The sequence below is a fragment of the Aurantiacibacter spongiae genome (assembly GCF_003815535.1).
Classification (GTDB): domain Bacteria; phylum Pseudomonadota; class Alphaproteobacteria; order Sphingomonadales; family Sphingomonadaceae; genus Alteraurantiacibacter; species Alteraurantiacibacter spongiae.
This window is the reverse complement of sequence record NZ_RPFZ01000001.1, coordinates 894,860-916,370: the sequence shown is the minus strand read 5'-3', so window position 1 is coordinate 916,370 and position 21,511 is coordinate 894,860. Positions and strand designations below refer to the sequence as shown.

Genomic DNA, 21,511 nt, shown 5'->3' with positions numbered 1-21,511 from the left:
ACATTCCGGTATGAAGATCGCGCTCATCAACGAGAACAGCCAGGCGGCGAAGAACTCGATCATTCACGAGGCGCTGACCTCGGTGGTCGAACCGCTCGGTCACGAGGTTCACAATTACGGCATGTATACCGCCGACGACGCGGCGCAGGTGACCTATCCGATGGTTGGCCTGCTCACCGGCATCCTGCTCAATTCCGGCGCCGCCGATTTCGTGGTGACGGGGTGCGGCACCGGGACCGGGTCGATGCTGGCGGCCAACGCCATGCCGGGTGTGTTCTGCGGTTTGGTGATCGATCCGACCGACGCCTTCCTGTTCGCGCAGATCAACGACGGCAACGCCATCGCCATGCCCTATGCCAAGGGCTTCGGATGGGCGGCGGAGCTTAATCTGCAGGATTGCTACCGCAAGCTGTTCGAAGGCGAGAGCGGTGTCGGCTATCCCCGGGAGCGCGCGGAGATCATGGCGAAGAACCGCGGCGTCCTGGCCGAGCTCAAGTCCAAGACCTGTCACGACATGGTGACCGTGCTGAAGAATGTCGATCAGGACTTGCTCAAGGCGGCCATTGCGGGCGAGAAGTTCGCCGACCAGTTCTACGCCAACGCGAAGGACGACGCGATCAGCGACTATCTGCGAGCGCTTTGATCGGCAGGAGGGGACAGGACATGGCCAATAATCCGTTCGACCTGACCGGGCGCACCGCGATGGTGACCGGCGCCAATACCGGCATCGGGCAGGGTATTGCCGTCGCTCTCGCCCGCGCGGGTGCGAACCTGGTGCTCGTCGGGCGCAGCGCGTGCGACGAGACACAGGGCCTGGTAGAGAAGGCGGGGCGGCGCGCGGCGCTGATCCGGGCCGACCTGTCGAGCACCGCCCCCGTGTCCGGCGTGGTGGAACAGGCTGTCGACGCCTTCGATCGCGTCGACATCCTCGTCAACAACGCCGGTATCATCCGCCGCGAAGACGCGCTCGACTTTTCCGAGGAGGACTGGGACGCGGTGATGGACGTCAACCTCAAGGTCCTGTTCTTCCTCAGCCAGGCGGTCGCCCGGCAGATGACGGGCTGGGCGGCGCCGTACGCTCTGCGCGGCAAGATCGTCAACATCGCTTCGATGCTCACCTTCCAGGGCGGGATTCGCGTGCCGAGCTACACCGCGAGCAAGAGCGGAGTCGGCGGCCTGACCAAGCTGATGGCGAATGAATGGGCTGCCAAGGGCATCAACGTCAACGCCATCGCGCCCGGCTACATCGCCACCAACAACACCGCCGCCCTGCAGGCCGACGAGACGCGCAACCGGCAGATCGTCGAACGCATCCCGGAAGGGCGCTGGGGCGACCCGGCGGATATCGGTGGCGCCGCCGTCTTTCTCGCCAGCCGGGCGGCCGATTACGTACAGGGCCATATTCTGGCTGTGGACGGAGGCTGGCTGGCGCGCTGATGACCCTTACCGTTCCAGACCGGACCCTCGTCGCCTGTTTCGGAGAGGTGCTGCTGCGCCTTTCCCCGGAGGCGGGTGGCACGGTTCGCGATGCCTCCCGCTTCGATGTCCATGTCGGCGGGGCCGAGGCGAATGTCGCCGTGGCGCTCGCCAATCTGGGCATTCCCGCACGCATGATCACCGCCTTGCCCGAAGGCGATCTCGGCGAGCACGCCCGCCGAACTCTTCGGGCGGAAGGGATCGACACCTCCGGTATCGCCGGCGGCGAAGGACGGATGGGTCTCTATTTCCTCAATCCCGCAATCGGACCCCTCGCGGGCCGGGTCCACTACGACCGCGCGCAAAGCGTGTTCGCTCTTGCCGAGAAGTACGATCCTTCGGCGCTCGACGGCGCAACCCACCTGCATCTCTCGGGAATCTCGCTCGCGGTCAGCGAGGCGGCATCGCGCGTGACGAGAAGTGTGGCGAAGGCGGCCAGGGATCGGGGGATGACGCTTTCCTTCGATGGCAATTTCCGTCCGTCGCTATGGGCGAGAACCGGGCGGGAACCGCGCCCGGAAATCGCCGAACTGGTGGGGCTGGCAAACCTGTTCATCGGCAACCACAAGGACATCGCGCTGCTGTTGGACCGCGACTTTTCCGGCGGTGGTAGCGAGCGCCGCCGCGACGCTGCGCTCGCCGCTCTAGACGCATTTCCGAACCTTGACGCCATTGCCTCGACCGCGCGGCATGTGGAAGACGACGGCACGCACCGGATCACTGGCCGTATCGACACCGCCCGGACCAGCGCGGAAAGCCGCGAGCGGGTTCTGTCGGGAATCGTCGATCGAATTGGCACGGGCGATGCCTTCACCGCGGGCGTACTCGCGGGCTGGCTGAGCGATCCGGGAAATCTCGAACGCGCTGTCGAGGCAGGCACTGCCCTGTCTGCACTCAAGCACTACACACCCGGCGATTTCGTTCGGGTCTCGCACGAGGATTGGGTCGCTGTAATGGCCGGGGGCGGCGATGTCTCTCGGTAGAAGGGCGCTCGTTGCGGTAGTCGCCCTCGCGTGGTTGCCGCCGGCTTCCGCGCAGGGACAAGCCCCGGCGCCCGCCTTTCGTGCAGCATCGGAAGCACCCTCCTGCCAGGCGGAGGCAGGCTATGGGCCCGAATTCGGCGGGCGGCGCACCTTCCTGTGGCGACCCCGCTGGTTGGAAGCCATCGCGGCCGATCCGGCGCTGCATGAAGAAGCCTTGTCGGATGCAGTTGAAGCGCTTTCGCGCGGTCCCTACTCGGTTACGGACAAACCTCGCGCGCTGGCGGATGCGGGCCTGCACGACTACGCTTCGATCGGCCCGTACTGGTGGCCTGACCCAGTAGCGGACGATGGCCTTCCCTATGTGCGGCGCGACGGGGTGGTCAATCCCGAACGCGACGGACCGGAATTTGACAAGTCGCGTCTCAGGGCGCTTTCAGAGGACATGCGCGCGCTGGCGCTTGGCTACTATCTTTCGCAGGATGAACGCTTCGCCGAACACGCGGCCATGCTCGCGCGGACCTGGTTCATCGACTCCGCGACAAGGATGACCCCGAATTTCGACTTTGCCCAGGGCATTCCCGGACGGGTCGACGGTCGAGGCGAGGGTATCATCGAGGCGTCGCACCTCTCCACGATCGTCGAGTCGCTGGGACTGCTTCGTCCCTCCGCCGCCTTCGGCGCCCAAGACGAGCGGGCCTTGCGCGAGTGGTATCGCGACTTTCTGGTGTGGATGGCGACCAGCGACAATGGCGACGACGAAATGCGAAAGGCGAACAATCACGGCGTGTTCTTCGACTTCTATCTCGCTCATTTCGCCCTGTTCGCCGGCGCGCCCGATGTCGCGCGCAATGTGGTCGCGGCCTTTCCGGACTATCGGCTCGGCGTGCAGATGGACCGGCAGGGGCGGTTTTTTGCTGAACTCGGTCGGACGCGAAGCTGGCACTACGCACATTACGTCGTCGACGGCGCGGCGCGGCTGGCCACGATCGGGGAATGCGTTGGTCTAGACCTGTGGGGCGCAAACCTGGACGATGGACGAAGTCTCTCGACCGCAAGGCAGTTCTTGCTGCGCTACGCCGAAAACCCGGCAGGCTGGCCCTTTCCGGACACCGATCTCGACGCGGGCCGGATCGAGCGCATGCGCGGCGTCTCGCGCGAGGTTCTGTTCCTGTGGGGTGAAGACGGACCGGTCGATCTCGACGAGTTGCCGTGACAGGTTCTACCAGTCCGATCCGACGGCCGCGTGAAAGGAAACGAACGAACTGGCCAGCGCTGCCTCGCTGTCGATCAGCGCCTGCCGGCTGGCGATAAGCTGGCGCTGCGCATCGAGCACGTCGAAAAGCGAGGCCAGGCCTTCGCGGTAGAGCGCATTCGACTGCGACAGCGCCGTTTCGCTCTGGTCGATGGCTTCGGTCAGCGCGCCGTTGCGCTGACGGTAGGCCTGGATCGCGACCAGGGCGTTCTCGACCTCGCCAAGCGCATCGAGGAAGGTCGTGCGGTATTCCGCCAACCGCGCCTGCGCCAGGCCTTCGGCCGCGTCGACTTCCGCGCGCCGGCGTCCGCCGTCGAAGATCGGCAGGTCGATGGCCGCACCAAGGCCCAGCAGGAAGTCGCCGAACAGTCCGCCAAGCGTCCCGTCGCCAAGACCGATACTGCCCGGAATGGTCAGCAAGGGCCGCAGATCGGCCTGTTCGATGCCGATATCCGCTGCGGCACGGGCGAGGCGGGCTTCCGCTGCGAGGATGTCTGTTCGCCTGCGCAACAGATCGGCAGGTACCCCTGCGGCGGGTCCGGCTCCGTAGTCCGGGATCTCCTGGTTCTGCGCGGGAGGCGGTATGCGGAATACCCCCGGCGGCGCGGCCAGAAGAACCGCGAGCGCGTTCAGAGCATTCGCACGCGAAATCTCGATAAGGCCGCGACGCGCGCGCGTCTGAGCGAGATCGGCGGCGGCGCGGCGTACGTCGAGATTGGCGGCCAGACCAGCTTCGTAGCGCAGTGTCACGATCCGGAGCGTCTGTTCCTGCAAGCCGGTCGATTGCTCCAGCAGATCGAGTTGCGCCCCGGTCCGACGGTATTCGATATACTGGCTGGCGACGGCCGCTGCGACAAGCCGGCGCTGGTCCGCGAGCAAGTATTCCGCTTCGGCGTAGTCGGCGGCGGTGGCGCGGATTTCCGCAGCGAGGCGCCCGTCTATGTCGGGATTGAACAGACCGAACAGACCGGCGGTCGCGGTAAGTTCGCTGTCGGTGCCAAGGCTTATCCCCGCATCCCCCGTGCCGTCGATCGAAGGCAGGCGGTCGGCCCGCTCGGCGCGCAGCAGGGCTGCCGCCGATACCAGCCGGCCTGCCGCCGCGTCGACATCGAGATTGGCGGCAAGCCCTTGCTCGACAAGATCGCTCAGCACCGGATCGCCGAAGCCGGTCCACCATTCTCGGTCGAGTCCTGCTGGGGGAAGGTCGGTAGCGTAGACCCGTGGCGGGGCGATGTCCGGTTGCAGGACCACTGGGTCCACGCCGGCACATCCGGCGAGCGAAAACGCCGAGGCGAGGAGGGCCGCTCGTGCAATCATGCCGGAGCCATGGTCATGTCCTCGTCCACTTCCGCGATCTCATCGCGCAGGCGCTCGAGATCGACGTTGCGCGGCTTTCCGAACCGGGCGACGGCAAGATAGATGACAGGGGTAAGGAACAGGGTGAACACTCCGGCGATGCCCAGCCCCCCGAAGATCACCCAGCCGATCGACTGGCGCGCCTCCGCCCCCGCACCGCTTGCGAGGATCAGCGGCACCGCGCCCATGACCGTGGAGATCAGCGTCATGGCGATGGGGCGCAGCCGGATGGCCGCGGCTTCTTCCACCGCCTCACGCACGCTTCGACCCTGATGGCGCAACTGGTCGGCGAATTCGACGATCAGAATACCGTTCTTCGCCATGAGGCCGATCAGCATCACGAGACCGATCTGGGAATAGATGTTGAGCGATACGCCCGACAGGAACAGCGAGAAGATTGCCGCCGCCAGCGCGAAGGGCACCGTCAGCAACACGACCAGCGCACTCGTCAGGCTCTCGAACTGCGCGACCAGCACCAGGAACACGATGACCAGCGCGAAGGCGTAGGTCAGAAGCAGGTCGTTGGAGGTTTCCTCGAGGCTTTCCGCGTCGCCCTGCAAAAGCATGTCGATTCCGGGGCCGACCGCTTCATCTCCCAGCCGCTCGATTTCGTCCACAGCATCGCGAAGCGGAGTGCCGGGGGCGATGTCGGCGCTGACCTCGATGGCGCGGCGCTGTTCGGTCCGGTCGAGTTCGGCGGCAATGCCCTGTTCCTCGATTGTCGTGACGCTCGACAGGGGGATCAGCGAATTCGCTGTCCCGCGGACGTAGAGATTGCGCAGGTCGGACGGATTGGTGACGCTGACGGCCTGCGCGGTAAGGAAGATCGGAACGGCCTGATCGCGGACATTGAGGTCAACCAGATCGTCTCCCCCTACCATGGCGCGCAAGGTCTGGGCGAGGTCTTCGAGATCGACACCGAGGTCGGCGGCGCGTTGGCGGTCGATCCGGACCGACAGCTGCGGCTGGGTCGGCTGGTAGGAGATGTCGGCGTTGGAAAGCATGTCTGACCGGGTATCGATGGCTTCGGCCAGCGCCTGCGCGGAATCGTAGATCGTGTCGTATTCGGCTCCGGTCAGGGCAACCTCGATCCCGTCGCCGCCGCCGCCGAAGCTCAACGTACCGCGGCCGCGCGCATTGGTCCGCGAACCGGGAATATCCTGCAACGGATCGTTCAGTTCCTCAACGATCTCCGTCTGGCTGCGGTCGCGATCGCCCCAGTCGGCCAGTTGCGCGGTGACGCGCACGCGGTTGGGATCGTAGCGCCCGACGATAGAGAAGGTGCTCTCGATTTCGCCGCTATCGAGGTAGGGCTGAAGCACCCGCTCAACCTCGTCCAGCTCGCCGTCCATGAAATCGATGCCGACGCCGTCCGGCCCGGTTGCGTCAACGGTGATGACCCCGCGATCCTCGTCGGGGACGAGCTCGTTGTCGAGCTGCGCATAGAGCAATCCGGCCAGCCCGGCGAGCACCACCGACACGATGCCCACCATCCGGGGACGATCGAGGCAGCGGGCGAGCGCGCTTTCGTACCAGTGGTTCGCGCGGTGGCCCCACCTGGCAAGGCGACCCGGAGCCTGGTCGTCGCTCGTCAGGTCGAACCGGGCAGCTAGCGCCGGAACGAGGGACAGGGCGACGAAGCTGGAAATGATGACGGCGACAGCGAGCACGAAGCCGAATTCGCGGAACAGACGCCCGGCCTCCGATGGCAGGAAACTGATCGGCACGAATACCGAGACCAGCACCGCGGTCGTCGCGACCACGGCGAAGAACACCTGGCGTGTGCCGACCACGGCGGCGGCGCGGCGACCAAGCCCCTTGTTCTGCAAGCGCTGCGAGTTCTCCAGCACGACGATGGCGTCATCCACGATCAGCCCGGTGGCCAGGACGAGAGCGAGCAGGGTGAGCAGGTTGATCGAGAAGCCCATCAGCCAGATACCGGCGATCACACCGATGAGAGCCACCGGTATGGTGGCGCTCGGTATGATGGTCGGTCGCCAGGCGCGGAAGAACAGCAGCATCGTGCCGATAACGACAGCGATGGTGAAGCCGAGGGTGATAAGCACCTCGCGCACCGAGATGCGGATGAATTCCGCGTCGTCCGACACGACCTCGATACGCAGGTCGTCGAACCGATCATTGAGGCGATCCACATTCTCGCGAATGGCGCTTGAAATCTCGATGGTATTGGAGGTGGCCTGCCGCACCACGCCAAGACCGACGATCGGCTGGCCGTCGAGGCGGACGAAATTGGTGGCGTTGGCGGGGGCGAAGTCGGCCTGGGCAACATCGCCGATACGCGTGCTACCATCTATGACGACATTCTCGATCTGTGCCGGATCGATGGCGCTTGCCTCTGCGCGCACGACCAGTTCCTGCGCATCCGACCGGAAAGACCCGACCGGCACGTCGTAGGGGGCACTCTCCAGCGCCGTCACCACATCGCTCAGCGTCAGGCCGAAGCGGTTGAGCCTGGCCGGATCGACCGCCACGCGCATCTGCCGGGCGCGGGTACCGAATTGCTCGATGCTGGCGACACCCTCGGCCGCCAGCAGCTCGGGAACGATGTCGTTCTCCACCATGCGCGTCAGTTCGGCCTGGTCGTAGGCAGTTGAAAGCACCGTTAAAGTCATGATCGGCTGCGCGTCCTGGTCGGCCTTGACGACGCGCACCTGTTCCACCCGGTCGGGCAGGTCGCGGCTTACGCGGCTCACTGCCTCGCGCACATCGGAGGCGGCAGTGTCGAGGTCGACGCCCGGATTGAACTCGACACGGATGCGCGAATTGTTCTCTTCGCTCGAAGCGTTGATCTGGCGCACGCCCGACACGCGCGCGACCGCGTCTTCCAGTACGCTCGTGACTTCGGAATCCATGGTTTCCGGCGCGGCACCGGGCAGGTTGGCGGTAACCGACACGACCGGACGATCGACGTTGGGAAGTTCGCGCACCTCGACGCCGAGGAGGGCGGCGATACCGGCAATGACGATCAGAAGATTGAGAACGCCGATCAGCAACGGTCGTTTGACCGCCAGCATGGGCAGGTCGGAGCTAGTCTTCATCGGTGCTGGCCGCCATCGGCCCGGTCGCCGGCCCCGATCGCGCCCTCTCGCGCGGTTCGCGAACCTCGACCTGCTGCTCGCCCGCACCCTCCTGCCGCACCAGCCGGATCTCCTGACCGTCGCGGACCTTCTGCACACCTTCCACGATCACTCGGTCGTCCGGTTCGATAGCACCGTCGACGAACACCGAACCTTCGCGCCGGGCGGTGATGGTGACGGGCACCTGGCGTGCCTTGCCGCCACGCACGACGAACAGGTGCGAGCCTTCGCCGCCCCACACGATCGCTTCTTCCGGCACGACGGGCCGCGCTTCGCCTGCCCGGGTAAAGACGACACGGAAGCTCATGCCGGGGCGCAGGCGGTCCTCGGAATTGGGGATCGCGGCGCGAACGATGAAGTCGCGGCTGTCCCGGGCGACGCGATTGTCGGTGGTGACGATGCGGGCATCGATGGTGCGCGAGGGGTCGGAGAACGGCGTTACCTGCACGACCTGCCCCGGCCTCAGGGCGTTGAAGGCTGCTTCGGGCGCCGGAAAGTCGACATAGAGAGTACCGCGCTGATCGATCTGCGTGATCGGTGTAGAATCGTTCACACGGTCGCCGATGTCGATTTCGGTCAGGCCTACGTGACCGGAAAACGGTGCCCGCACCGTACGGTCCGCCAGTGCCGTCTCCGCCTGCTCGAGCGCCACGCGGGCTGAGGCGAGCGCCGTCTCCCCGGCCTCGATCTGGCTTTCCGACAATGCGCCGGTATCCTCGATTCGGCGATAGCGGGCCAGCAACTGGTCGGCTTCGCGCACCTGTACGCGCGCAGCTTCCACCGCGAGCCGCTCCTGACGGGAATCGAGCCGCAGGAGGGGCGCACCGCTGCGCACGTAGTCGCCGGCCTCGAACAGCACCGCGGTGACGCGGCCTGCCGTTTCGGCGAAGATTTCCGCCGAGGTCGCGGCGCGAGCGGAACCGATAGCCTCGATCTCCATCCGTTCGGGGGCGATCCGGACCTGCTGCGCCACGACAGGCGGGAGATCCCGCTCGGGTTCAGCTTCGTCATCGCTGCACGCCCCCAGCGCGAGCAGGGCAACGAGGGCGGCAAGACGGGTTGAACAGCGCGACACGAATGCCGGCCTACCGAATAACGCCCCCAGCGGGAAGGCATCTTCGGGTATTGCAGGTACCGCAAATCGTGGGTGGTTCTACCTATGCATCATTTGTTAGGCGCAATAGTATAAAGTGGCTGGAGAAGGCGGCGTCTGCCCAATTCGTCACGGTTTGACAACATGGCGACACTGTTCGAAACAGCGGCGACCTGTCCCTAAACCGGACGATAGCGACGCAATCGTCGCCGTAACTGATCTTACCTGCAAAAAACCCGGTAGCGAATCGGCGGTGATTGGGTTAACCATCACTTAAGGCTCTGGGGAAACGTGAACGCGGCTTCGTATGGCTGCGGTTGCGAGAGCCGATGAAACTTGGGGGTGGGGATGTCTCGTATCGGTAATCACGGCACGCTTCTCGCGGGCATCGGGGTTGCGTTGCTTTCGGTTCTGGCCCCGTCGGCCAGTGCGCAGGATGTCGTCTACGAACCGATCGATCCGTCGTTCGGTGGCAACCCGTTCAATTCCGCGCATCTGCTGGGTGTCGCCAACGCCCAGAACGATTACCGCGATCCCGACGCGCGCACCTCCGGTTCGCAGGCGGACATCTTCGCGCGGCAGTTGCAGTCGCGGCTTCTTTCCGCCCTGTCGTCGCAGATCGTCGACGCCATCTTCGGCGACAATCCGCAGGAAAGCGGAACGATCAGTTTCGGCGGCCAGACGATCAACTTCGTTCGCGGACTCACGGAAGTGACGCTGACCATCATCAATGACGATACGGGCGAAGTGACCGAAATCGTCATTCCGACCTTCCTCGAGATCGACTGAGCGGACGGATGATCGGACGGTTCCTTCTTTCCCTCGGCGTCCTGGCCTCGCTGGCGGGATGCGCCACGGTTACGGAAAACGGGCGGACCCTGTTTCCGGAAACGCGGTCCGAGGCCTTCATTCCCGATCGCACGCAGACGCAGGGGCTGCTGGCGCAACTGCCCGCTCCTTCCCGTCCCATCGCGGTGGCGGCTTACGGCTTCGTCGATCAGACGGGTCAGTACAAGCCCACGGAGGCCGGACAGACGCTGTCTCGCGCGGTAACGCAGGGCGGGGGGTCGATCCTCGTGAAGGCCTTGCAGGATGCCGGAAACCGTCAGTGGTTCACCATCGTGGAACGGGAATCACTGCGCAACCTCCTTAACGAACGGCAGATCATCCGCGAAATGCGCGAGCGCTATCTGGGCGAAGAGGAGGTCAATCCGCAGGCGCTGCCGGCGCTGCTTTTTGCCGGCGTCCTCCTCGAGGGCGGGGTTATCGGCTATGATACCAACACGGTGACAGGCGGCGCAGGTGCCGCCTTCCTGGGCATTGGCGGGCGTAGCGAATACCGTCAGGACACGGTGACTGTCTATCTTCGTGCCGTTTCCGTGCGCACCGGTGAAGTGCTGACCAGCGTAACGGCCTCGAAGACCATCGCCAGCCAGTCCATCGGGGCCAACGCGTTCCGTTATGTCGCGTTCAAGGAACTGCTTCAGGCCGAAGCCGGCTACACCACCAACGAACCCGATCTGGTCGCATTGCAGCAGGCGATCGAGAAGGCCGTCTACTCGCTCGTTCTCGAGGGGGTCGAGCTGAACCTTTGGGAATTCGCCGATCCGCAGGCCGGCGCACCCCTGCTTGCCGAATATCAGCGCGAACGCGACGGCTATGTCGACGAAGCGCGAATCGCCCAGGTGCTCAGCACTCTTCCGCCCATCGAGCCGCAGCGCATCGTGCGCACTGCGGATGCCGATCAGGTTGCGGAAGGCGACGGCGGGCGCAGTGCGCGGCAGTCGCTGCGGCGATAGGTTTACGGACAGGCGGGCGCCGGACCCGCCGGGGAAATGTCCGAATGCTCCGGTGGCCGTCCGGCGATGTTGCAGCATCGCCGGGGGTCAGAATGAAGAAGGCGCGCCGGAGTTGCAGCTCCGACGCGCCCGGTAAGACTGAGTTGCGGTAACAACCAAGCCTGGGTGGCATTGCAGCCATCCCGGCATGGTTATGAAGTTCCGAGGGGGAATTGACAACCATGTTCTGTGGCGAACGCCTTGACTCTCCAAGAGAATCAACAGGCTCGTCATGGTGGCCTTCCCGGCCAATCTCCTTTTTCGACTTTGTTCCGCTTCCACCTAGTCCGGGCGCCATCGCGCGCGTCCACACGCAACCGACCGAAGGTTGGCGATAAAACGTATCGTGGGAAGTATATGCTCCGAAATGGAGCAACTGCATATTATCGGTTTGCGTGAACGTGCAAGACAAAGATTGTAGTCGAGTGTTCGATAAGAAAGGAATTGGACGTGAAAAAAGTTATTTTCTCCACCGTTTCGGCTGCCGCGGTCGCTGTTGCGATGCCGGCTTTCGCCCAGGACAACGATTCGACCGTCACGCAGACTGGTCAGAACGATAGCGCCGTCATCATGCAGACCGGTAGCGACAACGTTTCCGGCGTGACCCAAGGCGGCCAGTATAACGAGGCCGAAGTCGACCAGAGTGGCACCAACGGTCTCTCCACCATCAGCCAGACGGGTATCGGCACGCAGAACACCAATGAAGCCGGCGAGAACCGTGTTTCGGTGACGCAGATGGGTGACAGCGCGGAAAGCATCGTCACGCAGACCGGCGCCGACTTCAACGAGGCTGAAGTCACGCAGGATGGCGACAGCTATTCCTCGATCACCCAGAACGGCACCCGCCAGGGCGCCGAGGTCAATCAGCTGGGCGACCTCAACAGCTCGATCGTCATGCAGGACGGCAACAGCAACCAGGTCGGCAACGCCTTTGGCGACGGCCTGACCGGCGTGGTCCAGACGGGTGACGGCAACACTTCGGTCGTTGATCAGGATCCCGCCAGCTATGTCCGTGCCTTCGTCACGCAGACCGGCGATCAGAACGCATCCGACGTCAAGCAGGAGTCCTTTGGCGGCGCTGGCGCGAACCGCACATTCGCGACGGTGACACAGACCGGCGACCTGAACGATTCCAGCGTCGATCAGAGCAGCACGGTTGCTCCCTCGCGGCAGGACGCCACGGTGTCGCAGACGGGCACCAGCAACATCTCCGGCCTGATCCAGAGCGGCCAGGACAACGATGCGACGGTGACACAGGACGGCACCTCCAACGACTCCTCGCTGATCCAGCGCGGCAACCTGGCCGACGCCACCGTCGACCAGACAGGCACCGGCAACATCTCCCGCGTCGAGCAGGGCTCGCCGAACCGCATCACGGCCGGTCAGACGCTGGCTGTGACGCAGGACGGCACGGCCAACGAATCCTACGCCACGCAGTTCGGCAATCTTGGTGACGCGATCGTCAATCAGAGCGGCGAGGCGAACGTCTCGCGTGTGTCGCAGGGCGGGCTCGACAACGACGTTGCCAATATCGACCAGATCGGCAACCGCAACGACAGCTTTGTGGAGCAGAGCGCCAATTTCGGCATCGCCGACGTCGATCAGATCGGCGACGACCTGACCAGCTCGATCGTGCAGACCGGCCGCGCCAACTTCGCGTCGGCGACGGTGCTGCAGGAAGGATCGGACAACGACAGCGAGATCACGCAGACCGCCGAAGCGCCGCCCTCCGGCCCTGCGTTCAACCTCGTCGCCGAAGTCCGCCAGAGCGGTAGCGGCAACGAGAGCGACCTGACGCAGACCAACACCTTTGGCGATCCGCAGTCGTCGGCCAACAACGCGCTGGTCATCCAGAGCGGAATCGATGGCTACTCCTCCATCTATCAGGATGGCCACGGCAACGACGCCGATCTCGACCAGAGTGGCTTCGACAACGCGAGCTACATCGATCAGTTCGGTACGGAGAACGTCGCGGACGTGACCCAGACCGGCACCTCTGCCGTGTCCAACGTCTATCAGGACGGCACCGGCAACGTCGCCACCGTTACCCAGGGCAACTGACCGCGAAAGCGCGGACCGGCTTCCTTTCAGGGCCGGTCCGCGACCTTCGCCAAGCCGCAAGAACAAGCGGTCTTACACAGATGACGCGGGACGCATCCCGAAACTCGTGATGAGGACAAAACCGATGAAAAAGACAATTCTTACAACCGTATCGCTGGCCGCCCTGCTGACCGCAGGCCAGGCGCTGGCGCAGGCAAGCCAGTCGGACGTCGACCAGAACGGCACCGATAACGCCGTAGTCGTCATGCAGACCGGCAACGAGAACGTGAGCGACATCGATCAGGACGGCGAAGGCAATTTCGCCTCCGTCGATCAGGAAGACAACCAGCCCGGCATCGTCGGTTTCAGCGTACCGGCCGACGATTCCGTCATCGATCAGAACGGCGACGGCAACTTCGCCGACGTCGCGCAGTCCACTGCCGTCGCCGGCGGTCCCGGCAATACCTCCTCCGTCACCCAGTACGGTGTCGCCGGCGCGGCGGCGAGCAGCGGGTCGCCGGTGGTGGCCACGGCCGAGGGCGATTTCAACAATGCCGCCTATGTCAGCCAGCAAGCCGGCAGCGCGGGCGGACCCAATGTCGCGACCGTCACGCAGGGCGCCGATGGTGCTGCCGTCTTCGGCAACCTCGCGGATATCTCGCAAACCGGTGATGCCAACAGCTCGACGGTCGACCAGCAGGCGCTCGGCGCGAGCGCGTCCAACACGCAGGTCGGGTTCGGAAACACCTCCGAAATCACCCAGTCGGACGAGACGCTGACGCAGTCGATCGGTACCGCCTTCGATCCGGAAGCAACCGTGAACCAGACCGGCAACAATAACGGTTCGATCGTAGCGCAAAGCGCCCTCGGCTCGTCGCGCAATTTGCAGGCGACCGTTAGCCAGACGAATGACGACAACTTCTCCGACGTCATGCAGAGCGCGGGCGATCCGGGCCTGGGACTGAGCCTTCGCGCCAATGTGACCCAGACCGGCATGGCGACTTCGGACCTCGACCAAACGGCTAATGGCGGCGGCGCATCGCGCAACCTGAACGCCACCGTGGTCCAGGACGATTCCAGTTCGCAGATCATCCAGACCGCCAGCGGTTCGTCCGCCCGGGACCTGACCGCAAACGTCCGTCAGGCCAACGGGGCCGATTCGTTCATCTCGCAGACCGCTGCGGGCGATGACTCGAACAACATGGATGCGATCGTGACGCAAGACGGAGCCAGCGAATCGCGGATCACCCAGAATTTCGACAATGCCGGAGCGAACACGTTCGCCGCGACCGTCACACAGACCGGTGACGGACATCTTTCGGTCATCGATCAGGACGACAAGGCCCCCGAGAGCCAGGCCGATTCGAACCTGATCGCTACCGTCTTCCAGAGCGGAAACGGAAACGATTCGTACATAAACCAGGATAACAAGGCCGCTACCGCCTTCGTGACCCAGTCGGGCGACGACAACGATTCCGACATCCTCCAGGACGGTGCCGGTCTTTCCGCCAACGTCCTTCAGTCGGGTAACGCCAACGTATCCTACATCGAGCAGCTTGGCGGTCTGAACTCCAGCGTCGATGTCGATCAGCTCGGCGATCGCAACACGTCGAACGTCTATCAGAACTCCAATGCCCGCAACGACACCGCATCGGTTCGTCAGCTTGCATCGGGTTCGGATAATACGTCCACCATCACCCAGAACGGTGCGACGCCCAGCGCGCCGGCCTTCAACATGGCATCCGTCGAGCAGGGTGGTCTGTTCAACGACTCGTCGATCACCCAGTCGGGCGTGAACAACGAAGCCACTGTCGGGCAGTACGGCAACTACAACGAGAGCACCGTCACGCAGATGGGGTCGGGAATGGGCAACACTGCCACGGTAATGCAGTATTCCGACAACAACGTCTCCACTGTGACGCAGGATGGCTCGGGTAACTCCGCCACCGTGACGCAGGGCACGATGGCGCCCTAAGTCGCCCGCAGATCGCCGGGGCCGTTTCGTGTGGGGAACGGCCCCGGTTTTCGATGTATCCGGCTGCGGCCGGGGATCGCGTTCAAGATCTAGATCGAGTAGGATACGGCAATGAAAGCGGCTCTCTTCCTTCTTCCTTTCGTCATTTCCGGCCCCGCGACCGGGCTGGTTTCGGCGGACGCGGACGCGGAAGGTTGCCAGGGGAATTCGGCGATGACGAACAGGCAGGACGCGGCAGAGGCCGGCTCAACCACCATCATACGCAGCGGCGAAGGGCATACCGCCCACGTACTGCGCGAGGGTGACGGCACCGTCCGGATCGAGCAGCGCGGTAGCGACCACGCATCGCTCGCGGTGCAATCGGGTGACGGCAGCCATCTCGCCATCGAACAGACTGGCAGCGATGCGAACGCCGACGTTGCCCAGACCGGCACCTGCAATACGGCTACGCTCTCGCAATCGGGCAATGGCAGTACAGCGACTGTTTCGCAGAGCGGATCGGGCAACCGCGCCGTTGTGCGTCAGGGCGGTGGAGCCGACCGGTGAAAGCATTTCGGCTGAGCCTTGCCGCACTGGCGGCCACTGGCCTGATGCTGGGCGCGGCGCCGGTTCTCGCTTCGAACGGCAAGACGCCGCCAGGCAATCCGTGTGGCGCGGGACCGGGGCAGGGCACCGGCAATCCGTGCAACGGCAATAACGGAAACGAGGGTGCGAACGGCAATGCAAACAGGGAGCGGGTAACGGTCGATCCCGATCCCGCACCGTTCTCGCTCGAGCGTCCCGGGAACGACAGCGGAGCTTTCATCGCCCAGATTGGCAGCGGCAATATCGCGACGATCGGGCAACGCGCCTCCGTCCAATATGCCCGGATCAATCAGACCGGCGCCGACAACCAGGCTGTCAGCGCGCAGGAAGGCGGCGGGGCGCATTATGGCGCGGTCGAACAGGCGGGCAGTTTCAACGAACTCGACCTGGTGCAAGGGGGCGATGCCGCGCAGGTCGCGCTGTTGTCGCAGCTTGGTGACGGAAACAGACTGTCAGTAACCCAGCAAGGGTTGACGGAGGGAAACGGCGCTCTCGCCCGTCAGCTGGGCGACGCGAACAGCATCGAGCTTACGCAACTGGGTGACGATAACCAGGTCATGCTTACGCAGAACGGTTCCGGAAGCGCGATGACGGCCAATCAGCTGGGCACCGGAAACCAGCTGATCTGGACGCAGAACGGCGACAACCTCTCGGACCTTCGGATTACGCAGGATGGCAACCAGGCGATGCAGGTCACGCAGTCGCGATGACGAACCGGTTGATCCTTCCGGTCTCGATAGTCTGCCTGGCCGCAGCGCCACTCGCCGCGCAGCAAACCGATGAGCGCGCGCGACTGGACGATTTTGCCATCCCGGTGGAGCAGGATGCGAACAATACGCGGATCGACCAGCTGGGCGATCGCGGCTCTGCCGTGGTGCCGAGCGCATCTCAGTCCGCAAGGGATTTGACAGCGCCCGACGCGGGCAAACCGGCCAAACCGGCCTCCGGCCCGATGCGCCAGGTTTCTTCGAGCGACACGCGAACCGACGGTGAGCAACTCGTCGATCCGTCCAGATCCCGCGAAACCGCTGCTGCCTCCGTATCGAGTGCAGCCGACAGTCGGCCGGACGGTGCCGGGGCTATCCAAGGCAGTGATCGCTGCGATCCTTCGCCAGAGGTCGAGCGTGATGCGCGCTGTGCTGCAATTCTCGAAACCCGTGCCGCCGAGTTCGATGCGGTGGAACCGCCCCGCCTCAGCGCCGAGCAGGTGCTCCTCGCCGGGCAGGGCGACCGCGCCGACGTGCTCAGCAGCTATTCGAGCGAGTGGCGCGTGGCGCTGGCCCGCGACAATCCCGACGCCGACACGCGCAGCACGCAGGAGCTCGCCTCGCTCGTATTCGATCAGAATCCGGGCGCGCTCACCAACTCCGCCGATCCGGTACCCGAAGCGCCCGCCGAGTTGACGGCGATCCTCGAGGCGTTGCAGATCGACCTGCCGCCCTCGACCGGGCAGTAAGGCGGGAAAGGGGCTGGATGAGCGCACGGCACTCCGCAACGGCCCCAGCCCGCGCCGTCCGTCGCCAGCGCAGCGTACGCCCTGCAGGGCACGGCGCCTTCCATCCTTCGCGGACTCCGCCCGACTGGCGCAGGCACCTCGTCGTTCCCGCCGAACATCCTGCGCCGGAAAAGGGGGGCGGCGGTCTTTTTCAGCTTGTCGCGGGATTGCTTACCGGCGGCAGTATCGTGGCGCTGGCGGGGCTCGTCCCATCCGATCCTGGTCCGGTCATCGTTCTGCCGGCTGCGGAAAGCCAGACGCAGGCTGCGGGGCCACGGCCCGAACAGGTCCGGACGCGGCCTTCGCCGAGTGTCGCTTCTGTGCAGGTGACATCAGCCGACGAACCATCGAGGTCGCCGCGAAAGGTGCGGTCCGTCGAACAGATTGAAAAGCCTGCGTCGTCCACGTCGCCGGCGCCCCTGACATTCGCAGCGTCCGATCCGGAGGGGCCGATCCGGATCGTTCTGCCCGATGCGAAGCCGTCGCGCGAAGTCAGAGATGCAGGCGTTCAGGCGATTGGCGAACTGCCCGACGCGGCCCCGCTTCCCGCCCCGATCGCGCCAATGCCACCTGCTCGGCATTCACCCATGCAAACCGCGCGCGAGATGCGCAAGGTCGATATCGACCAGCTTACGCCCTCTCGTCTCGCAGTCGTGTCTGCCTCAGACGCGGGACCTGCCCGTCTCGCGCAGGCCGACCAAATCGCCGAAACGGGTCCGCAGCAAATGGCGGCGGCATACATTCCGCAGCTAAGCGATGCCGAACTCGATCTCTGGCGGGCCGAAATGCCCGCGCAGCTGGCGGTACGATTGAGCGACACGACCATCGGCCAGGTCGCCTTTCGCGTCGCCGACAACAGGGGCATCGAGATACAGCTGGCCGGGCTGATTTCTCTGGTGGCAGAAAGTCTGCCTCCGGGTGAGGCCGAACGTCTGGCCGGGGCCGCGGCGGCGCAGGATTACGTGAGTCTCGACGAACTGGCTGCGCGGGGCCTGCCCATGCGCTATAACGCCGCGTATGACGAGTTGCAGTTCGCGCTTTAGCCGCGGCGCACGCCCTGACGCCGAGCACGTCCGATCAGGCGGGCGGGGTCTTGCTTTGTGCACCGAAGGTGCCATGTCCTAAGGACGCGAGTTAGCGCTACCATAGACAGGAAAACGAGGAAAACCGAATGAATCAGGCCAGCCCGGAAACCTTTCGCGCCTTCGAAGCCGCTACCGGCAAACCGATCGAACCCGACTACAGTTCGAGCACGCTCGAGGATGTCGAGCGCGCCTGCGCGGCGGCGGAAGGTGCGTTCGACACCTATCGCGAACTACCCGCAGACAAGCGCGCCAGCTTCCTTGAAGCGATCGGTGACGAAATCATGGCGATCGGCGACGACCTGCTCGAGCGCGCGCACAAGGAAAGCGGCTTGCCAATGGCTCGCCTCACCGGGGAGCGCGGTCGCACGGTGGGCCAGCTCAAGCTGTTTGCCGAAGTCGTGCGGGAAGAGCGGTGGCGCGGCGTGCGCATCGACCCCGCCTTGCCCGATCGCGAACCCGCGCCGCGGCCCGATCTACGCCTGCGGATGATACCGCTCGGGCCGGTCGCAATCTTCGGCGCATCCAACTTCCCGCTCGCCTTTTCTACCGCCGGCGGCGACACCGCCTCGGCGCTGGCTGCGGGATGTCCGGTGGTCATCAAGGGGCACCCGGCGCACCCCGGGACCGACACGATGGTTTTCGAAGCAATGAAGCGCGCCGCCAGCAAGACCGGAATGCCCGATGGCGTGGTCAATCATCTGACCGGTGCGAGCAACGAGATCGGCGGAGCGCTCGTGCAGAATCCGCATATCGCTGCGGTAGGCTTCACCGGCTCGCGCGGGGGCGGCCTTGCGCTCCAGCGCCTTGCTCAGCAGCGCGACGTGCCCATCCCGGTCTACGCCGAGATGTCGAGCGTCAATCCCGTCGTACTCATGCCCGACGCCCTGGCAGCAGACGCCGAAAAGCTCGGCAAGGGTTTCGTAAGCTCGCTGGTCATGGGTGCGGGCCAGTTCTGCACCAATCCGGGGCTGATCCTCGCCATAGACGGCGACGATCTGCGGACCTTCGAAGCCGCCGCGGCGGAGGCCCTGAAGGGGCAGAAGGCACAGACCATGCTCACGACCGACATCGCCAAGAGCTATTCCGAAGGGGCGAAGCGGCTGTCCGGCGCTCCGGGTATCGAGGAACTCGCCCGCGGCGAGGCAGGCGACGGCGTCACCTGCGATGCGGCGCGCCTGTTCGCAGCGAGCGGAGCGGCCGTCAAGGATCACCCCGAATTGCTGGAAGAGGTGTTCGGCGCGTCGTCCCTGATCGTGCGTTGTGCCGATATGGACGAGTTGCGCGATCTTCTGCGTGACCTTGAAGGCCAGCTTACCGCGACGCTGTACATGAAGGACGGCGATGCCGAGGAAGCCGCGACGCTCGTACCGATTCTGGAGCGCACGTCCGGGCGCATCCTCGTCAACGGCTGGCCGACCGGCGTGGAGGTCGCACACGCCATGGTACATGGTGGCCCCTATCCGGCGACCACCGATGCACGCACCACATCCGTAGGCACGCTGGCGATCGACCGCTTCCTGCGACCGGTAAGCTACCAGGCTCTTCCGGAGCGATTGCTGCCTGCCGAACTGCGAGATGATTCCTCCGCCCCGCGAATGGTCGATGGCAAGCCTGCTTGAATGCCGGTATCGGCACCAGGTTCAGGGTCCGCTCGCGGATGCGGGCGGACCCCTTTTGCCAGGCCCCGATAATTTCGTTTGCGGCTCCCGGTTCGCGTCTCTAAGGTAGCGCTACCATGAGCGGCGAAAAACGCCGCCCGGCGGGAGGGATATTTTCGATGGAAGCGACAACTAACCGCGTCAACATGGCGCTGATTTCGGCGATCGTGGCGGTGGCGACGATCGGCGGCCTGCTGTTCGGTTACGACAGCGGCGCGGTTAACGGGACGCAAGGCGGCCTGGTCGCCGAATTCAACCTTTCGCCAGCCGCGCTCGGCTTCACCGTGGGGTCGCTGCTGATCGGCTGCGCAGTCGGTGCGTTCTTCGCAGGCCGGATGGCGGACCTCATCGGGCGCCGGAAGGTAATGATTGTCGCGGCAATGCTGTTCGTTATCGGCGCGCTGGTGCAGGGACTGACGGAGGTGCATACCTTCTTCGTCATCGCCCGTTTTGCCGGGGGGATGGCGGTCGGCGCGGCATCCGTGCTCTCCCCGCTCTACATTTCCGAGGTTGCGCCGGCAAACATCCGCGGCCGACTGACCACCATGCAGCAGGTGATGATCATCGGTGGCCTGACCGCCGCTTTCCTCGTCAACTACTTCCTCGCCCAGGCGGCGGGCAGTTCGCTCGGCGAGATCGGCGGGGCGCAAGCCTGGCGCTGGATGTATCTGGCGCAGGCGGTGCCGGCTGCCGTGTTCCTTATCGCGCTGTTCTTCATTCCCGAAAGCCCCCGCTATCTGGTGAGCAAGGGCAGAATCGAGGAGGCGCGCGGCGTTCTCACCCGCCTGTTCGGCACCGATACCGCCAACCGCAAGATCGGCGAGATCGAGGCGAGCTTTGGCGATCATCACAAACCCCGCCTGTCAGACGTGACACGCAAGGGCACGATCTTCCGCCCGATCGTATGGGCCGGCCTGCTACTGGCAACGTTCCAGCAATTCGTCGGCATCAACATCATCTTCTATTACGGCGAGACCTTGTGGAAACTGGCTGGTGTATCGGAAGAGGTCGCGCTGGAGCGCAACATCATCTCCGGCGTCGTTTCCATCGCAGCAGTGCTTGCCGCCATGGCCGTGATCGACAAGATCGGACGCAAGCCGTTGCTCATGATCGGGTCTCTCGGCATGGCCGCGACGCTGGGGGCGATGACCTGGGCGTTCAGCGGCGCGGGTACCGATGCGGCGGGCAATCTCATGCTCGACGAGAACACCGGCTACATCGCCCTCGTGGCGGCCAATCTCTACGTCATCTTCTTCAATGCCAGCTGGGGTCCGGTCATGTGGGTGATGCTGGGCGAGATGTTCCCCAACCAGATCCGCGGCAGCGCACTCGCCGTCGCCGGACTGGCCCAGTGGGCGGCGAACTATCTCGTCGTCCAGAGCTTCCCGTGGATGGCGGACAATCTCGGCCTGGCGACGACCTACGCGTTCTACACCGTGTCCGCGATTGTCAGCTTCTTCCTGGTGAAAAGCTTCATCAACGAAACGAAGGGCAAGGAGCTGGAGGAAATGGAGGGTTGGGAAGACCCCGTCTCCGCTGGAGACGCCATCGTGCCGGCGACCCGCATCGACTGAAGC

At 64.6% G+C, this 21,511-nt stretch carries 17 protein-coding genes; 14 read left to right on the top strand and 3 right to left on the bottom strand.

Annotated elements, in window-relative coordinates:
- Nucleotides 1-10 precede the first annotated feature (10 nt).
- From EG799_RS04480 to EG799_RS04465, 4 genes are all read left to right on the top strand, one after another.
- On the top strand, nucleotides 11-643 hold the full coding sequence (locus tag EG799_RS04480; RefSeq protein WP_123878934.1) for an RpiB/LacA/LacB family sugar-phosphate isomerase: 633 nt from the start codon (nucleotides 11-13) through the stop codon (nucleotides 641-643).
- Between the two features lie 20 nt (nucleotides 644-663).
- Nucleotides 664-1,437, top strand: a complete 774-nt coding sequence (kduD, locus tag EG799_RS04475; protein ID WP_123878932.1) for a 2-dehydro-3-deoxy-D-gluconate 5-dehydrogenase KduD — start codon at nucleotides 664-666, stop codon at nucleotides 1,435-1,437.
- Nucleotides 1,437-2,459, top strand: coding sequence for a sugar kinase (locus EG799_RS04470; protein ID WP_123878930.1), 1,023 nt, complete (start codon nucleotides 1,437-1,439; stop codon nucleotides 2,457-2,459). Before kduD ends, EG799_RS04470 begins: the two co-directional genes overlap by 1 nt.
- 172 nt (nucleotides 2,460-2,631) lie before the next feature.
- Complete coding sequence (locus EG799_RS04465; protein WP_158611015.1) at nucleotides 2,632-3,672, top strand: alginate lyase family protein; 1,041 nt, start codon at nucleotides 2,632-2,634, stop codon at nucleotides 3,670-3,672.
- 6 nt (nucleotides 3,673-3,678) lie between these two features.
- Here the strand turns inward: EG799_RS04465 and EG799_RS04460 are convergent, their stop codons facing one another.
- The 3 genes from EG799_RS04460 to EG799_RS04450 are packed head-to-tail and all read right to left on the bottom strand — an operon-like array spanning nucleotide 3,679 to nucleotide 9,240.
- Nucleotides 3,679-5,028, bottom strand: a complete 1,350-nt coding sequence (locus EG799_RS04460) for an efflux transporter outer membrane subunit (RefSeq protein WP_123878926.1) — start codon at nucleotides 5,026-5,028, stop codon at nucleotides 3,679-3,681.
- Nucleotides 5,025-8,126: an efflux RND transporter permease subunit gene (locus EG799_RS04455; protein ID WP_123878924.1), complete on the bottom strand. Its 3,102-nt coding sequence runs from the start codon at nucleotides 8,124-8,126 to the stop codon at nucleotides 5,025-5,027. Before EG799_RS04455 ends, EG799_RS04460 begins: the two co-directional genes overlap by 4 nt.
- Nucleotides 8,116-9,240: an efflux RND transporter periplasmic adaptor subunit gene (locus EG799_RS04450; protein ID WP_123878922.1), complete on the bottom strand. Its 1,125-nt coding sequence runs from the start codon at nucleotides 9,238-9,240 to the stop codon at nucleotides 8,116-8,118. Before EG799_RS04450 ends, EG799_RS04455 begins: the two co-directional genes overlap by 11 nt.
- Nucleotides 9,241-9,606: 366 nt before the next feature.
- On the opposite strand from EG799_RS04450, the gene EG799_RS04445 reads away from it, so the two are divergent.
- The 10 genes from EG799_RS04445 to EG799_RS04400 all read left to right on the top strand — a co-directional run bounded on the left by EG799_RS04445 (nucleotide 9,607) and on the right by EG799_RS04400 (nucleotide 21,508).
- Nucleotides 9,607-10,047 (top strand): curli assembly protein CsgF, encoded by a 441-nt coding sequence (locus EG799_RS04445; RefSeq protein WP_123878920.1) that lies wholly within the window; start codon nucleotides 9,607-9,609, stop codon nucleotides 10,045-10,047.
- Nucleotides 10,048-10,055: 8 nt separating this feature from the next.
- Nucleotides 10,056-11,057 (top strand): CsgG/HfaB family protein, encoded by a 1,002-nt coding sequence (locus tag EG799_RS04440; protein ID WP_123878918.1) that lies wholly within the window; start codon nucleotides 10,056-10,058, stop codon nucleotides 11,055-11,057.
- 489 nt (nucleotides 11,058-11,546) lie between these two features.
- A complete protein-coding gene (locus EG799_RS04435; RefSeq protein ID WP_123878916.1) occupies nucleotides 11,547-13,157 on the top strand; it encodes a hypothetical protein in 1,611 nt (536 codons plus the stop codon).
- A 124-nt stretch (nucleotides 13,158-13,281) separates the two neighbouring features.
- Nucleotides 13,282-15,111 carry a beta strand repeat-containing protein gene (locus tag EG799_RS04430; RefSeq protein WP_158611014.1) on the top strand — a complete coding sequence of 610 codons (1,830 nt, stop codon included), beginning with the start codon at nucleotides 13,282-13,284 and terminating at the stop codon, nucleotides 15,109-15,111.
- Nucleotides 15,112-15,222: 111 nt separating this feature from the next.
- Nucleotides 15,223-15,657 carry a hypothetical protein gene (locus EG799_RS04425; RefSeq protein WP_123878912.1) on the top strand — a complete coding sequence of 145 codons (435 nt, stop codon included), beginning with the start codon at nucleotides 15,223-15,225 and terminating at the stop codon, nucleotides 15,655-15,657.
- On the top strand, nucleotides 15,654-16,406 hold the full coding sequence (locus EG799_RS04420; protein ID WP_123878910.1) for a hypothetical protein: 753 nt from the start codon (nucleotides 15,654-15,656) through the stop codon (nucleotides 16,404-16,406). The genes EG799_RS04425 and EG799_RS04420 overlap by 4 nt, the downstream gene beginning before the upstream one ends.
- The gene (locus EG799_RS04415) at nucleotides 16,403-17,152 is read left to right on the top strand and encodes a hypothetical protein (RefSeq protein WP_123878908.1); all 750 of its coding nucleotides are present in this window, start codon (nucleotides 16,403-16,405) and stop codon (nucleotides 17,150-17,152) included. Before EG799_RS04420 ends, EG799_RS04415 begins: the two co-directional genes overlap by 4 nt.
- Nucleotides 17,153-17,778: 626 nt before the next feature.
- Nucleotides 17,779-18,234, top strand: a complete 456-nt coding sequence (locus tag EG799_RS04410; protein ID WP_123878906.1) for a hypothetical protein — start codon at nucleotides 17,779-17,781, stop codon at nucleotides 18,232-18,234.
- Nucleotides 18,235-18,362: 128 nt separating this feature from the next.
- Nucleotides 18,363-19,895 carry an aldehyde dehydrogenase (NADP(+)) gene (locus EG799_RS04405; protein ID WP_123878904.1) on the top strand — a complete coding sequence of 511 codons (1,533 nt, stop codon included), beginning with the start codon at nucleotides 18,363-18,365 and terminating at the stop codon, nucleotides 19,893-19,895.
- 158 nt (nucleotides 19,896-20,053) lie between these two features.
- Entirely contained in the window at nucleotides 20,054-21,508 is a 1,455-nt protein-coding gene (locus EG799_RS04400) for a sugar porter family MFS transporter (RefSeq protein WP_123878902.1), read from the top strand.
- The last annotated feature ends 3 nt before the right edge of the window (nucleotides 21,509-21,511 follow it).

Coding starts and splice junctions, on each gene's coding strand:
- EG799_RS04425 (WP_123878912.1), top strand. CDS start 15,223: ATGAAAGCGGCTCTCTTCCTTCTTCCTTTCGTCATTTCCGGCCCCGCG.
- EG799_RS04400 (WP_123878902.1), top strand. CDS start 20,054: ATGGAAGCGACAACTAACCGCGTCAACATGGCGCTGATTTCGGCGATC.
- EG799_RS04415 (WP_123878908.1), top strand. CDS start 16,403: ATGACGAACCGGTTGATCCTTCCGGTCTCGATAGTCTGCCTGGCCGCA.
- EG799_RS04470 (WP_123878930.1), top strand. CDS start 1,437: ATGACCCTTACCGTTCCAGACCGGACCCTCGTCGCCTGTTTCGGAGAG.
- kduD (WP_123878932.1), top strand. CDS start 664: ATGGCCAATAATCCGTTCGACCTGACCGGGCGCACCGCGATGGTGACC.
- EG799_RS04430 (WP_158611014.1), top strand. CDS start 13,282: ATGAAAAAGACAATTCTTACAACCGTATCGCTGGCCGCCCTGCTGACC.
- EG799_RS04460 (WP_123878926.1), bottom strand. CDS start 5,028: ATGATTGCACGAGCGGCCCTCCTCGCCTCGGCGTTTTCGCTCGCCGGA.
- EG799_RS04455 (WP_123878924.1), bottom strand. CDS start 8,126: ATGAAGACTAGCTCCGACCTGCCCATGCTGGCGGTCAAACGACCGTTG.
- EG799_RS04480 (WP_123878934.1), top strand. CDS start 11: ATGAAGATCGCGCTCATCAACGAGAACAGCCAGGCGGCGAAGAACTCG.
- EG799_RS04445 (WP_123878920.1), top strand. CDS start 9,607: ATGTCTCGTATCGGTAATCACGGCACGCTTCTCGCGGGCATCGGGGTT.
- EG799_RS04405 (WP_123878904.1), top strand. CDS start 18,363: ATGAATCAGGCCAGCCCGGAAACCTTTCGCGCCTTCGAAGCCGCTACC.
- EG799_RS04440 (WP_123878918.1), top strand. CDS start 10,056: ATGATCGGACGGTTCCTTCTTTCCCTCGGCGTCCTGGCCTCGCTGGCG.
- EG799_RS04410 (WP_123878906.1), top strand. CDS start 17,779: ATGCAAACCGCGCGCGAGATGCGCAAGGTCGATATCGACCAGCTTACG.